This window comes from Paenibacillus sp. R14(2021), assembly GCF_019431355.1.
Classification (GTDB): domain Bacteria; phylum Bacillota; class Bacilli; order Paenibacillales; family Paenibacillaceae; genus Paenibacillus_Z.
The window spans coordinates 4,032,239-4,046,992 of the sequence record NZ_CP080269.1; the positions used below are offsets into that span (position 1 = coordinate 4,032,239).

A 14,754-nucleotide genomic window follows, 5' to 3' on the forward strand; every position below is an offset into this window, starting at 1 on the left:
TATGCAACCTACGATTACCGTCGTCGGACTCGGATCCGGCGATGAGAACCAGCTTACGCTCGGCGTGTGGCGCAAGCTGCAGGAAGCGGAGCACCGCTACGTCCGCACGGACAAGCATCCGATGATGCGCCTGTTCAGCGATAATGAGCTCGCCTACGAAACCTTCGACTCGCTGTATGAGCAGATGGATTCGTTTCCCGATGTGTACGAAGCGATTGCATCAAGCTTGATTGAACAAGCGGCTGCGAAGAAAGCCTTGATCTATGCGGTGCCCGGCCATCCGATGGTGGCAGAGCGCTCCGTGCAGCTTCTTCGCGAACGCTGCCCGGAAGCCGGAATCGACCTGCATATTCTCGGCGGTGAGAGCTTCCTCGACCAAGCCTTCACCCGGCTTGGCTTCGACCCGATCGAAGGCTTCCAGCTCCTCGACGCTGCGGAGCTCAAGCCGTCGTTGATCCGCACGGAGCTACATACCGTTATCGGTCAAGTGTATGACGAATTCACGGCCTCCGATGTGAAGCTGACGCTGATGGAGCTCTTGCCGGATGACTATCCCGTGACGATCGGCCATGCGCTCGGCGTGCCGGGGGAAGAGAAGATCTTGACCGTGCCGCTCTACGAATTGGACCGCACGCCGGGCTACGGCAACCTCTCGCTCATTTGGCTGCCGCGCTCCACCGATGAGCGTCTGCGCAACCGGACATTCGAGCGGCTGCATGAAATCGTCGCGATTCTGCGCAGCCCCGAGGGCTGCCCGTGGGATATGGAGCAGACGCACCAATCCATACGCAAGAACTTCATCGAAGAAACCTATGAAGCGATCGAAGCGCTCGACAATGACGACCCGGACGGCATGCGCGAAGAGTTCGGCGATGTGATTTTGCAGGTGATGCTGCACAGTCAGATGGAAGAGGAAGTCGGTACGTTCTCGGTGTATGACGTCATTCAATCGCTTAACGAGAAGCTGCTGTTCCGCCATCCGCATGTGTTCGGGGATTCCGCTGCCGGCGATGCGCAGGAGGCGCTTGAGAACTGGGAGCAGATGAAGGCCGAGGAGAAGCGCCGCAAAGGCATCGATCCTTCCCAAGCCTCGCAGCTTGACGGCATTCCGCCGGATCTGCCTGCGCTCATGAAAGCGTACAAGCTCCAGAAGAAGGCGGCGAAGGTCGGGTTTGACTGGAACGAAATCGGTCCGGTGCTGGACAAAATCGAAGAGGAGCTTGGCGAGCTTCGCGAAGCGATCGCGCATCAGGATGCGGAAGAACAAGCCGGCGAACTCGGCGATCTGCTGTTTGCCGCAGTGAATGCGGCGAGGTTCATCCAAGCCGACCCGGAAGAGGCGCTGGCGCGCACGAATATGAAATTCAAGAAACGATTTTCATATATTGAGGAGCAGCTTCGTATAAGCGGGCGTTCCTTTGACCAAACTGATTTAACAGAGATGGATCGCTACTGGGAAGAAGCCAAGCGGCTGCCCTAGCAAACCATTCAGAAGAATCGTCAAAAAACGGCTAGTTTCCTCATAAAACTGCAAAAAATTTTTCCAGTCAGGCAGGATTTATTTGCTAACAGGCAGAATACTAGTTTTGAGGAAATTAGGCGATGCGGCGGCGACAACGCTGCCTACAACCATATTTGAAATTTTAGGAGGCAATTTTACAATGAACAAGACAGATCTGATCAACAACATTGCAACAAAAAGCGGTTTGACAAAGCGTGATGTAGAAGCCGTATTGAATGGCTTCCTAGGTGAAGTAACCGACGCTCTTGCAGGCGGCGACAAAGTACAGCTGATCGGTTTCGGCACGTTCGAAACGCGCAAACGTTCCGGCCGCACGGGCCGCAACCCGCAAACAGGCAACCCGATCACCATCGCGGAATCCAAAGTTCCAGCGTTCAAAGCCGGCAATAAATTGAAAGACGCGATCAAGTAAGCGTGCGTCTCGATAAATTTCTCAAAGTATCGCGATTGATCAAGCGGCGTACCGTCGCGAAGGACGTGTCCGACCAAGGGCGCGTCTGGATCAACGACCGCGAAGCCAAGGCGAGCAGCGACGTCAAAGCCGGCGACGAGCTCAAGATTCAATACGGCCAGAAGATTGTCACCGTCCGCGTCGAGCGGATCGCGGAGACGACCAAGAAGGACGAGGCAAGCGGGATGTATACTTTGTTGAAGGAAGAATCGCGTCAGTCCGAGAACAAGCTCGACTGGCAATAGGACAAGAAGGCCGCGCTCAGCATCTTGCTGGGCGCGGCTTTTTTGTGCGTATATTGCCTTGTTCGAAATTCAGCGGCGCTTCCAACTTCCAATATGCATCGCCTTCTGTGCAAGCTTCAGGCGCTCGCCTCACCGATCCGTGCAATGGCCGTCACAATCTTCCGCACACTAAATGACAACTAGGTGTATTATACCATTTATTTGAATATAGGACTATTTACCTATTTGAAAATCGGTTAAATTTGGTAAACTCAGGATGATCAAGTAGTCATTTCGATAGAAACGACATCATAGAATCCGATAAAGGCAAATCCGCCGCGAGGCGGGGACGCAAAGTCATGGGTCCCACGTTGGATCGCCAGACTGCCGAAGCTGCTGCTTACACCCCTGACACGCTAACGTACAATGTCTTAGGTTCCGCATGCCGATATTCGGCATGCGGTTTTTTGTCGTTCAACCAAGAGAAAGAGATAGAGAGAGAGGGAGACGGGATATGAAGAACAAGACGAAACATACCGTAAGAGCCATTTCAAGCGTAGTGATTTCCTCGCTGGTTGCAGGGCTGATGCCTGCGGCATCATGGCTTGGGGTCGGGGAGTTGACCGCTTCCGCAGCCCAGCGTTCCATGAATGCCATGCTGGCGCCGTTTGCGTCGCACGCGACCGTGCAGCTTGCGCCGGAGTCGGCGGAAGAAACCTGGTGGCAGCATCCGAATGCAACGGAGACGCCGGCTTACCATACGTTCAACGATGCCAAGGTGCTGCTTGCCCAGGAGGAAATCGGCGAAGAGAAAGGCGGCGCGCCGGGCGCTTATCTGCGTTTGGAAGTAACGGATCCCATTTTGCCGGCCGATAAAGGCACGATGACGTTCGCGTGGACGGATACCCTTGCGAGCTGGATTTCAACGCAGTCGGGCGAGCCGATTGCGCCGCCGGCAGGGTACCAAGTGACGCTGCAGTTGAAGGATATCAAGCGCGATACGAGCTTTACCCTGGTCAACCAGCGCGTCGACCAATCCGGCAAGAATACCTATGCGTGGAACGGCAAAGATTCGCAAGGCAAGCCCGTGCCGGAAGGCTATTATTACGCGCAGCTGAGCGCGGAGCCGGACACGGTCCAGTTCAGCAAACCGGGCGCGAAACCGGGCGACCCGCCTATCGTGAGCGATGTCCCGCTGCCGGGTTATCCGGGTCAGTTCGCGCGCATCGTCGTGGACCGCACGGCCCCTGAATTGGTCGCGATCCATCCCTTGGGCGGCGGGAAGCTAGCCGTCGAGGCAAAGGACGATGTCGGCGGGCTTAAGGTTATCAAAGCCGAGGGCGGCGGGCAGGCCGCAGAACGGACTTTCTCGTCGGCGCCTTTGCAGGCGGCCTATGCGTTCACGCCCGGCGACGGCGAGAAGCTGAAGGTCACGCTGACCGACGAATCCGGCAACAAGGTTACGGAGCAGCTTCCGCTTCATCCCTTCGTGCCGGGAGGCGGCGACCAAAGCTACAGGCCGCGCGCGGAGGCGCAGATCGCAGGCAACAACGTCAGTATTAACTTGGATACCGGCAACGGCCATCAGCGGTTTGAGGGATTCCAGCAGGCTGGGCCAGGGCAAGACCTCGATCTTTATTTTACCTACAACCATCAGAACCGGGTCAAAGGCATGCTCGGCTACGGCTGGAGCTTCAGCCTGGACTCCCGCTTGAAGAAATGGCCGGACGGCGACATCACGTGGACCGGCTTCGACGGAACCGAATATTGGTTTCATGCCGATAACGGCGCTTATGTCACTTACGCGGACGGGCAGAAGACCTATTATCCGAAATTGAAGCTGGATACGGAGAGCACGAATCCCGAGGATCTTAACGCGTTCATTATGGAATGGCCGAATCAGCTCCGCTACCGGTACAAGAACGACGGTAGGTTCTGGATGATTCAGGACCGCGATGACAATGAAATCTTCTTCTCGTGGATCAGTTGGCCGACGTATCACGGCGGGCTGGATTACCGCATTGAAAAGGTTACGGATACGGCCGGGCATGACGTGAGCTTCCAGTACGTGCCGGGTACGGGCGAATTGTATTCGACGGTCGTGACGGAGCTGGACGGCAGCGGGAACCAGCCGGGCACGAAGCGCAAGTTTTACTTTATGTATGATGCTGCCGGGCAGTTCGTCGGCTACCGGGACCCTTCGCAGCGGATCACCCGATTTACATACGACGCGCTTCACCGCGTCGACCGCGTCATCGACAACGGCAGCAGCGACCGCGAGCAAAGCGGCATCACGCCGGATGCGGTCGTCACGAAGTGGACCTATGATACGGATAACCGCGTGCAGCGGATGTCCATGACGCGCAAGCAGGATCAGGTCGAAGAGTTCGTCGGTGCCGCCTACGACGGGCAGGAAGCGGTCGTGACGCAGCCTTCCGGCGCCTATACGCTGCGCTTTACCGATGCGAACCGTCCTTCTGAGCGCGTGCGGACGGTAACGACGGCGGACGGACAAGTCGAGGCGAAGACGGCGTTCGTATATGACCGGAACTTGCTTGTAGAAGAGACGGATCCGATGGGGCGCTCCCAGCAGTACCGGTATGACGGACATGATCGGCTTGAAGCTCAGATGAACCCTGCGCGCACGATCCTGACCTCCGCTTACGATGTCGACGGGGATCTGATCTCCGAGATCGGGCCGGACGGCTACGATGTCCGGTACAGCTATGTCAAGGACGGGCGCCATATCGTGAGCCGGACAACGACGACCAAGGTCAGCGATCCAGCGGGCATTCACGAAGCTTACGACGTCATCACGAAAGAAGAGTATCTCGCTAAGGGCCAGCTGTCCAAACGCACGGACGGCGAGGGCAACGCGTTTGGCTACACGTACGACAAGAACGGCTTCCTGACCTCGGACGGAACAAGAGTGTCCTACGAGAACGATCAGAACGGCAACGTCGTCAAGGAATTGACGGATGCAGGCACGGCGGACGAAACGGTCGTCGTGCGCGAATATGACGACGTTGGTCACGTCACGAAGCAGCAATCGCCTGGAGGGCTCGTCGAGGTATTCGACTACGATCCGTTCGGCCGGCTGCTGAAGAAGGACGCATACGATCAAGCCGAACCGTCGGTGAAGCGAACGAACAACATGCACTACAACGACGGCGGGCAGCTCATCCAAACCTCCGACGGCCTCACGGTCACCGACTACACCGTCGATGGTGAAGGACGGGTTCTGCGCAGCGAAACCAAGCCCGTGGAGGCCGGAACGACAGGCACGGCCGTCGAAACGACCGTATACGACAACCAAGGGCTGCCTGTCGAGACAGTAGACGCCAGAGGACTGTTGACGCGTACGTTGTATAATGCAACCGGACAAGCCGTCGAGATTGTCGTCTCGCCGGATGACCATCCTGAGGTAACGGCAATCGAATACAACAAGGCGGGCCAGCAATCGCGCGTAACCGCACCGGACGGCGGGCAGACGGCCTATGAATACGATAAGCAAGGACGCATCGTCAAGCAGACCGAGACTGTTAACGTTCTTCTGCCGAACCAATTGCCGGTGCAGGGGATTCCAGCCGCGGCTCGTACGCTGATAACGGAGTTCGTCTATGATTCGGTCGGTCAATTGGTGGAGCAGAAAAATCCGAACGGCTCCTGGCAGACGTATGGGTACGATAAGAACGGGAACCGCGCCGAGGAAGTAACGGGCGGGCCGATCCCCGTATGGCAGGGAACGCCGCTGCAGAGCGGGAAGAGCGACCCTGTTAGGCCGGGGAATGAGATTCTGAGCACGCGAAGCTACAGCTACGACAAGCTGGGCCGCACGCTGAGCGAGACGGACGGCAACGGCAACAACACGATATACCGTTACAATGGGGCTTCAACTACAACGGTAAGATCGGCCTTGAATGAGGACGGCCAGCCGATTACGGTAATGAACACGGTTAAGACCGACGCTAACGACCGGCTCTTCAAATCGGTCAATGAAGCTGGGGACGCGGCGACGACGACCTATGATGCCTTTGGCAACGAAACGGTTGACGTCAATGAAGAGGGACAGCGCACGACGCATCAATACGATTCGTTCGGCCGATTAGCCAAAACGATCGAGCAAGTGGATGCATCCGGCCGAACGCAAACCGTGCTGTTTACGCCGGATGCTTGGGGCAACGTGGTGCAAGAGCAGCGGGAGCTCGGTGCGGGTCAGTGGTCCACGACGACCAGCGAGTATTCCCCTGCGGGCGATCTGCTGACGACAAGAGAGCCATCCAAGCTTCGGAGCACGTATACGTACGATAAACAGGGCCGGCTGCAGACGCTGCAAGAAACCGACATCGCGACGGGAGCCAGCCGAATTACGAGCTATACGTACGACGCGGCAGGCCGGCAGACATCGGTGACGCACCCGGACGGCAGCCGGGAACTGACGGTCTATGATACGGGCGGCAATGTCGTTGCATCGCTGGATGCGCTGAACAATGCGATCGTCAACCATTACGACGACGGCGGCAGCTTGACCGAGACGGTGACGTACAAGGAAGGTGCCAGCTCACTGGAGCCGGCCTATATTGCTTCCACCACCCGGAATCTCTATGACGGCGCGGGGAATGCGGTGCTGACGCAGGATGCGAACGGCAACGTCATGCGTTATCTGCCGGATGCGGAAGGACAGACGAAGGCCGAGACGCATTATGAATTCCCTGATTTGACCGGGCAGCAAATCACGACCAAGTATGCATATGATCCGCGGGGGCTGATGATTGCCGTAACGGACGGCAACGGCCATACCTCGACAAGCACCTATGATGCGAAGGGCCAGCAGACCATGACCGTGGACGCTTCCGGACATTGGATCAAGTACGCATACAGCCCGGCTGGCAATATGACGGCAGAGCGGCATCCGCTTGGCCATGATACGCAGTGGGCGTATAATCTGCGCGGGGATCGCATTCAGGAAATCGACGCGCTAGGGCATGTGCAGCGTTTCGACGTGGACCTGGACGGCCGCTTGTCCGCCGAATATAACCGGGAAGGCGAAGCGACGCAGTACAGCTACGACCAGGCTGGCCGAATGACGCGCAAAGAAGCGCCGAGCACGGGGACATATACGTACAGCTATGATGCGGCGGGGAACAAAGTAAGCGAGACGCCGCCCGTCTATGGAGAGACCTCCTACACCTATGACAAGAGAGACAATCTGACGACGGTCGTCGACCCTTCGGCGACAACGTCATTCGAATACGATGCCGATATGAACCGGACCAGCCAGAAGGACGGCAATCAGCAGAAGACCGCCTATGATTATGACGAGGCCGGCAATCGCGTGCAAAAGGACGTGGTTCGCTCCGAGTCGGATCACGACCTGTTCAACTATAACTACGACCCGAACGGCAACCTGCTGCGGGAGAAGAAGCCGGATGGACGGATAACAAGCTATACGTATGATTTCATGAATCGCGTGACGCGCGAGGATTACAGCGATGGCACCTGGCTTGCCTATACCTACGACAAAGCGGATAACGTGCTGACGAAGAGCAGCCAGGAAGGAACCATTGCCTATTCATATTACGCGAACAATCAGGTCAAGCGCGTGGCGTATTCGAACGGGGATGTTGTCGACTACGAGTACAACCTGAACGGTGACCGTACGGCGGAGATCATTAACGGCAAACGTACGGAGATGACGCTCGACCCGGCCGGGAGGCCGACTAGCTATACAGACACCAGTGGAGCGACCTACGACTATACTTATGATGCGGATGGCTACGTGACTTCGATCAGCTACCCGAACGGCACGGTTACCCATGTGACCTACAAGCCGGGACATCTGATCGATACGCAGACAACCGTCCATGACGCCGATGCCCTGCATACCGGCAAGTATACGTACAATGCGCGGGATTTCGTCACAGGGACCCAGGAGCAGGATGACAAGTCCGGCTATCAGTACAACGATCGGGAGCAATTGAGCCGGTACGATACGTCGGAGGGTGATTCCGTTCAATACGAATACGACGGATCCGGCAACCGCACGGTTCGCAAGACGATCATTCAAGGCACGAAGGAAGACAAGAAGCAGGTCATGACGACGGAGGAGCTTGTCCAGCGCGTACTGGCATCCTACGGTTTGAATCAGCCGAAGCCGCCTTCCCAGCCTGAAGAACCCGGTGACGGTCAGGACCCTGGTTGCTCAACCACCGAGCCGGCGCATGGTCATGGCAACGGTAACGGCAATGGCAATAACGGAAACGGGAACGGCAACGGGAACGGCAATGGCAATAATGGAAACGGCAACGGTAACGGGAATGGCAATGGCAATGGCAACGGCAACGGCAACGGAAGCGGGCACAACAAAATGTCGTCCGACGCCCTCCAAAAGTCAGCCGCGAACATGTCCAACAATGGGAACGGCAACGGCAATAATGGCAACGGGAATGGGAATGGCGGAGGAAACGGAAACGGCAATAACGGTAACGGAAACAACGGCAATGGCAACGGCAACGGCAATGGTAATGGAAATGGAAATGGGAACAATGGCAATGGTAACGGTAATAATGGCAATAACGGCAATCATGGTAATGGCAATAACGGCAACAATGGTAATCATGGAAATGGTAACAACGGCAACGCAAACGGCCATGACAAGGATGATGACAACGGCTCCGGCGGCGGCTGCAGCACGAAGGGCTGGTACAAGGCGCTTGCGAACGGCAACGGCAAGAAGCTAGGCCTGTACAAGAAGCTCAACAAAACCTTCGGAGGCACGGACGGCGGCACGAGCCCTGCCATTAACGAGATGTTCGAGACCGGAAAGATTGAGAACATTTTGGCCGCGATCGACAACATCGTGAACGGTGAAGTGAACCTGCCGTCTGGGGAGCAGAAGAAGCTGTTCGAGCGCATTCGCGAAGCGGGCAAAGGATATACGATCATCGGGACGAAATATACGTATAATACCCGGAATCAGCTTTCTCACCGTGAGAACCTTATTCGGTACGAGGAGTACGACTACACCTATGACAAGGCAGGCAGCCTGCTGTCCGACGGTCGAAGCAAGTTCGAATGGAACGCCCGCGGTCAGCTGACCAAAGTCACGTTCCCGGACGGTTTTGGCGAGTCGTACACCTACGATCTGCTCGGTCGGCGCGTAAGCAAGACACGCTTTAATCACCAAGGAAGCGAGCAGCAGAAGACAACGTATCATTACAAAGGGGATACGTGGGAGCTGCTGGAGGAAGTGGTGAGCGGCGATGAAGACGAGGATGGCGAATCCACCAAGTCCTACACGTACGATACCAACGGGCGCCCGCTGTCCATCACGTTCAAGGACGAAACCTTCTGGTACGTGTACAACAGCCATGGCGATGTCGTGGCGTTAACCGACAAGGATGGCAAGGTAGCGGCTCGTTACGAGTATGATGCTTGGGGCTTAGTCACCCATATGTATAATCGCTTCGGTGAGCGAGTTGTCGAGGGCAAAGGCTGGATCGGCGACCTTGGCACAGGCAACGGAAGCCCAGGCTCTATACAGGGACCTGAGGATGACAGCGGCAATACGGATCCGGATTATCATCCGGGGAACGGCAATCAGGCGGCAGGTGCAAGTGCCTATGTAACGGGTGAAACCGAGCAGCCATCGGCAGAAATGCTCACGCTGGAGAGCGAAATTGCGGATGATCCGGAAGAGCCAACCGAGGACATTACCACTGATTTGGTTAAGGAGAACCCGATTCGCTACGCAGGTTACTACTGGGATCGGAAGACGCAGTATTACTACCTGCAAGCGCGCTACTATGACCCGCGTCCGGCCCGGTTTATTAGTGAGGATACGTATGAGGGTGAGATTGAGCAGCCGCAGACGTTGAACTTGTATACGTATGTAAGTAATAATGGAATAAATAACGTTGATCCGAATGGACATTTTTCTGTTTCAGTTGATGGAAATAATACTCGTCTCGGAAATCTTAGTTCAAGTGATTATATTTATTTAGGCAAGGATACTGCCTTTATGGGAAGAGAAATTATAGAAAATAGAATAGTTATCGGATACGTAATGGGAGAGAATAAGATTGCTCATGAATCGTATCCATTCGGAGGTAATTATTGGGTTCTCCATCCAGGTGATACACCTACATGGATTTCTGGTAGCCATTGGGCTATTCTCCCAGGCGACAAACCTGCAACAGGTACATCATCAAATACTACAGAAACATCACAATTAAATAATAATACATCCACGAATTCAAATGTTGAAGTTCCAGATTCAAATGTTGAAGTTCCAGATTCAAATGTTGAAGTTTCAGATACCGGATTTATTGAAATGCCGAAAACAGGCCCTGGATTCAAACGACAAAATTGTTGTGCTTTAACTTCCTGGGGGACACCTGAAACAATAGCGGCATTTAAGCGTATTGCGGCAAATTGGGCTAAGGTGGATAAAAGACTGATATATTATAATGATATTAGTAAAAAAAATGGTGGGAAGCTTAAGCCCCATGAAACCCATCGTGATGGCAAAGATATAGACATTAGACCAATTAGAACCGATACCAGAAATCAGGGTGGTGTGAGATGGGATTCTAAGGTATATGACCGCAAAGCAACAAGTAAATTGGTAAGCTTAATTATTGCTGATAGAAATGTAGAGCAAGTTCGATTTAATGATCCTGAATTAATAAAAACATATAGACCAAAAGTGAAAAGATTAAGTGGACATGATGACCATCTTCACATTGATTTCAAAAAGTAAATAACAAAGTCCCCCAGGAATCCTTCTTGGGGGGCCTAACACAATGCTCGGGGTGAATTTATGAGATCTAAGTGGACGCTTATTCTGTGCATAATAACATGTTGGTGTGTATTGGTGTCTTGTAGTGATAATCATGAATTGCAAGAAGTAAAAGGAAATACGGTGAAACAGATTAATGTAAATTTGCAAAGTAATGATTTCTTGAATATTAAGACAATCAAGTTAAAAGGCGATTCATCACTTGCACGGGATAGTGTGTTAATTGATAACAAACTTTGGAGTGTATATGAAGATCGTATTCAGACTTTTGATGTCAACTCTTTAATTAGTAGGGAACACCCCATTAAGTCAAACTTTACGAAAATAGATTATCAGCGAGATAATATTTGGTTTTATAATTTCCAGCTAAACAACGATGTGGTACAAGATGCAATCCCACTTAGTAGGTATAATTTAAAGGATAATAAGTTTGTTGATTATTTAGAAAAAGATCTGCATATTGGGTCAAATTTATTGCTCTATGACGATGGAGATAATGCATTGCTTGCCGGAGGTCCCAAAGTATACATACTTAATTATTCAAATCAGTCTATAAGGCCATTTAAAGAGTTTCAATCACAAGTAACGGGTATATACGGGAATGATTCTTTCGTTTGGTTCGGAACGGCAGGAGAAGGACTTATTGAATATAATAAGCAAAATAATACGTTTAAGAATTATGATGAGATCGGAGTAAGTAGTGGTACAATAAGTGAAATTTCATTTTCCGATAATCGTTTAATATTTAATACGGGCTATGAGGAAGAGCTTGGATTGACTGTGTTTGATCTAAATACAAATAAGTGGACAAACTACCAGAATGAAATACAGGAGTATACTGGGGATTACTGGGTCGATCAATATCAGACAATTTGGGTTTCAGTAAATTTAGAAGACGGAAATCAGGAGCTTATGTATCTCGATCTTAATTCAAATCGTTGGAAGCCAGCAAAATTAAAAAACGTACTTCTTGTATATGATATACTTTCTTTCGACTCAAGAATTGTATTGTTCTGCACTGATCAAGGAGTGTTCCAGCTAAACAAACTGACTGGTGAAACGAAGCCGGTTATTAAATATGAGAACGATGAAACTCGTATTCATAGAATTAATGCTAATGAATTTATTATAGTCTCTTCTCAAGGAATATATAAGCTCGATGTAACAGGGTCATAGAAATTAGCCAAATGCGAGTATAACGACTCCATGTGGTTTTTTTCTCAAGTGAGTACTTGAGCAAATAAATAACCACTCCCATCGCGGAGTGGTTATTTATTTGAATAAGCTGCAAGTATTTCAAGCAACAGATTCTTGGTCATTATGATTTGTTTAATATCCTGAGATTGCAGTAAAGAGATCACTTCTTTGAGCGCAGCTTCTTTCTCAGAATTTGAATCTTGCTTGAAGTTGAACAATTCTTTTAGCTCCACATGAAGCGCTTCAGCAATTTTAGCAAGATTTTCAAGCGATACATTTCGTTCTCCACGTTCGACGCCGCCAATATACGAGAAATGAAAGCCACACCGTTCACCAAGCTGATCCTGAGACAATCTTCGGTCTTTACGAATATCTTTTATTTTACCGCCGACTAACTCCAAAATACTTGCCATTGTAAACACCTCTAAACAGAAGTGTAGACAATGTATAAAGTTGCAGTAAGTAGCGCATTAGTATTAATATATAATACGTATTAGTATCTATAGGAAGGGGAGGTCGCATACACATGAAACGGAGAGGTAACCAACAGTTTCTCACGATCGGTGAATTGTCATCGAAAATCGGCCGTAGCGCCCAGACAATAAAAAATTGTTGTTTGAATGATATTAGCGTGGAAGAATTAGCAAAGTTTCTACGGAGCTATAGCAATCAAGCATTGTCTGTTGGGAAAGCGGCAGCAATTATTGAATTAGTTGAGACTGATGGCGATACAACAAGGGGGGATCAGGATGTGAGAGACGAAGTTATTGTTAGCTACGTCCGTCAAGTTGATTTTTTACAGCAAGAAATTGCATTAATAGAACGCCAACTTAGTCAGTTAATCGGGAAATTAGACCTGAAGTTAGATACGATGACAGGCATCGATCTGGTTACTGCGGCAGACTTTATAGCGCAAATTGGTGATATTAGACGATTCAAGAATGCTGATAAACTGGCAAAGTATGCAGGAATCGCACCTTCTGAACACAGTTCTGGAAATAGTGGGAAAATTAAGAAAAATAAACTGGGTGATCGTCATTTATACGGTTTATTCTATGATTTGGCTATTCGACAATTAGCAGTAACAAAGGGCAAGAAAGAACCGCGTAATCCAGCAATGTTAGCCTATTATCACAGCAAATTAGAAGCTAATAAGACGAGGAAACAGGCCGTAGTATACGTAATGCGAAAGTTGGTTAATGTGATTTACGGTATGATGAAGCATAAGACGGCTTATGTTATGCCAGAAGTTCAAATGAACATAGCGGGGTAATTTCTTAATTTAAGATGTACGCTTTATAAAATAGGATACGTATGAGGGTGAGATTGATAGTCCGCAGACGTTGAATTTGTATACGTATGTGAGCAATAACCCTGTAACTTATCTAGATCCTTCAGGACATGTTCAAATGGATCAAACCGATAATTCGACCATTGATCAGTTAATACATGACCGTAAAATATATCTTCAAACCGCAGGGGATCAACTAAGTCACTTGAACATCGTACAGTACAATAAAATAATTGACATTTATGTGGATTGGTTGAATGCGGATATAAACTTTGCCCGTCAAGCTGGTGTCAAAAACGATTTATATTGGAAAATACGGGGGCAGTGGGGAAGATATTTTAATAACCCATTGGATTCACCTCCACACGCACGAAATAAACAGACAATTATTCCTGGTGATTCTAGTAATACAAAATTCATAGATTTGTTTGAGAAAGCAACACTCACTAGTAAAAACAGTGCACAAAACACCACGGCAGCTGCAGAATCGGCTATTAAAAAACTAAAGAGCTATTATACTGAATATTATGAGCGGGAATATAATCAGGCCTATAAGATCATGCAATCGGTTGGGGTATCCATGTCTATGGAGGTACCGTTAGAACCGGCAGCCATAGCAGGTCAGTTATCAAGAGAAGTGGGCATAGTAGAACGTGGAGCGTCGCAGAATTCACATGTTGCTAATAAGGCTCCAGGGCAAAATGGTGCTAAGGGTGCAGGTAATGAAGGTAGACAAATCGTAAGAACAAACTTAGGCAATGAAATTGATATAACGCCTTATAAAAATCATACTACTGCACCGTCTAATAGGAATCCTGGATTAAAAGGTGAACCTAATTCAAGCGTAGATATCGTTGACCCAAATACTGGTCAAATAAAAACACGTAGATACTATGGACCGGACGGCAAAGCAACAAGGGATGTGGATATGACAGATCATGGGAATCCGAAACTGCATCCAGAAGTCCCGCACGAGCATAAGTTTGAATATAATTCTGATGGTTCACTGAAGTCTAGGTAAGGAGGGTTTACATGAACTATAGTGAATTTGAGCAGTTGGTAAGCTGTGGCATGGAGTACAGTTTTTATCTTACAGATGAAGAATATTGGATAAGTCATAATGAGGATGGATTCTACTTAACAAGGGTAAGAGATAGACACTCGCAAGAATTTAAAACAGCTGAAGCTCTATTTAAGAATGGTCGAATTAATGGGAAGTCTCTTCTAGAATTATGGGATTCTATAAAAGAGTATTTCTAAAGAGACACT

General features: G+C 50.4%; 9 protein-coding genes and 1 riboswitch. Of the genes, 8 read left to right on the forward strand and 1 reads right to left on the reverse strand.

The window, feature by feature from the left end; translation table 11 throughout:
• Position 1: 1 nt before the first annotated feature.
• The 5 genes from mazG to KXU80_RS18785 all read left to right on the forward strand — a co-directional run bounded on the left by mazG (position 2) and on the right by KXU80_RS18785 (position 12,173).
• A complete protein-coding gene (gene mazG / locus KXU80_RS18765; protein ID WP_219834721.1) occupies positions 2 to 1,480 on the forward strand; it encodes a bifunctional methyltransferase/pyrophosphohydrolase YabN in 1,479 nt (492 codons plus the stop codon).
• 181 nt (positions 1,481 to 1,661) lie between these two features.
• A complete protein-coding gene (locus KXU80_RS18770) occupies positions 1,662 to 1,934 on the forward strand; it encodes an HU family DNA-binding protein (RefSeq protein ID WP_219834722.1) in 273 nt (90 codons plus the stop codon).
• Positions 1,935 to 1,936: 2 nt separating this feature from the next.
• Entirely contained in the window at positions 1,937 to 2,218 is a 282-nt protein-coding gene (locus KXU80_RS18775) for an RNA-binding S4 domain-containing protein (RefSeq protein WP_219834723.1), read from the forward strand.
• A gap of 295 nt (positions 2,219 to 2,513) precedes the next feature.
• A riboswitch (cyclic di-GMP riboswitch) is annotated at positions 2,514 to 2,589 on the forward strand.
• A 122-nt stretch (positions 2,590 to 2,711) separates the two neighbouring features.
• Positions 2,712 to 10,958, forward strand: coding sequence for a penicillin-insensitive murein endopeptidase (locus KXU80_RS18780; RefSeq protein WP_219834724.1), 8,247 nt, complete (start codon positions 2,712 to 2,714; stop codon positions 10,956 to 10,958).
• A 162-nt stretch (positions 10,959 to 11,120) separates the two neighbouring features.
• Positions 11,121 to 12,173, forward strand: coding sequence for a ligand-binding sensor domain-containing protein (locus tag KXU80_RS18785; protein WP_219834725.1), 1,053 nt, complete (start codon positions 11,121 to 11,123; stop codon positions 12,171 to 12,173).
• Between the two features lie 92 nt (positions 12,174 to 12,265).
• On the opposite strand, the gene KXU80_RS18790 is transcribed toward KXU80_RS18785, so the two are convergent.
• Positions 12,266 to 12,607: a helix-turn-helix domain-containing protein gene (locus KXU80_RS18790; protein WP_219834726.1), complete on the reverse strand. Its 342-nt coding sequence runs from the start codon at positions 12,605 to 12,607 to the stop codon at positions 12,266 to 12,268.
• Between the two features lie 113 nt (positions 12,608 to 12,720).
• On the opposite strand from KXU80_RS18790, the gene KXU80_RS18795 reads away from it, so the two are divergent.
• The 3 genes from KXU80_RS18795 (at position 12,721) to KXU80_RS18805 (ending at position 14,745) form a co-directional block, all read left to right on the forward strand.
• Positions 12,721 to 13,467: a transposase gene (locus tag KXU80_RS18795; protein ID WP_219834727.1), complete on the forward strand. Its 747-nt coding sequence runs from the start codon at positions 12,721 to 12,723 to the stop codon at positions 13,465 to 13,467.
• A 136-nt stretch (positions 13,468 to 13,603) separates the two neighbouring features.
• Positions 13,604 to 14,506 carry a hypothetical protein gene (locus tag KXU80_RS18800; RefSeq protein ID WP_219834728.1) on the forward strand — a complete coding sequence of 301 codons (903 nt, stop codon included), beginning with the start codon at positions 13,604 to 13,606 and terminating at the stop codon, positions 14,504 to 14,506.
• Between the two features lie 11 nt (positions 14,507 to 14,517).
• Positions 14,518 to 14,745, forward strand: coding sequence for a hypothetical protein (locus tag KXU80_RS18805; RefSeq protein WP_219834729.1), 228 nt, complete (start codon positions 14,518 to 14,520; stop codon positions 14,743 to 14,745).
• Positions 14,746 to 14,754: the final 9 nt, after the last annotated feature.

What these genes read in the sequence shown, in the direction of transcription:
- mazG (WP_219834721.1), top strand. Translation starts at nt 2, where the DNA reads ATGCAACCTACGATTACCGTCGTCGGACTCGGATCCGGCGATGAGAAC.
- KXU80_RS18770 (WP_219834722.1), top strand. Translation starts at nt 1,662, where the DNA reads ATGAACAAGACAGATCTGATCAACAACATTGCAACAAAAAGCGGTTTG.
- KXU80_RS18780 (WP_219834724.1), top strand. Translation starts at nt 2,712, where the DNA reads ATGAAGAACAAGACGAAACATACCGTAAGAGCCATTTCAAGCGTAGTG.
- KXU80_RS18790 (WP_219834726.1), bottom strand. Translation starts at nt 12,607, where the DNA reads ATGGCAAGTATTTTGGAGTTAGTCGGCGGTAAAATAAAAGATATTCGT.
- KXU80_RS18795 (WP_219834727.1), top strand. Translation starts at nt 12,721, where the DNA reads ATGAAACGGAGAGGTAACCAACAGTTTCTCACGATCGGTGAATTGTCA.
- KXU80_RS18800 (WP_219834728.1), top strand. Translation starts at nt 13,604, where the DNA reads ATGGATCAAACCGATAATTCGACCATTGATCAGTTAATACATGACCGT.
- KXU80_RS18805 (WP_219834729.1), top strand. Translation starts at nt 14,518, where the DNA reads ATGAACTATAGTGAATTTGAGCAGTTGGTAAGCTGTGGCATGGAGTAC.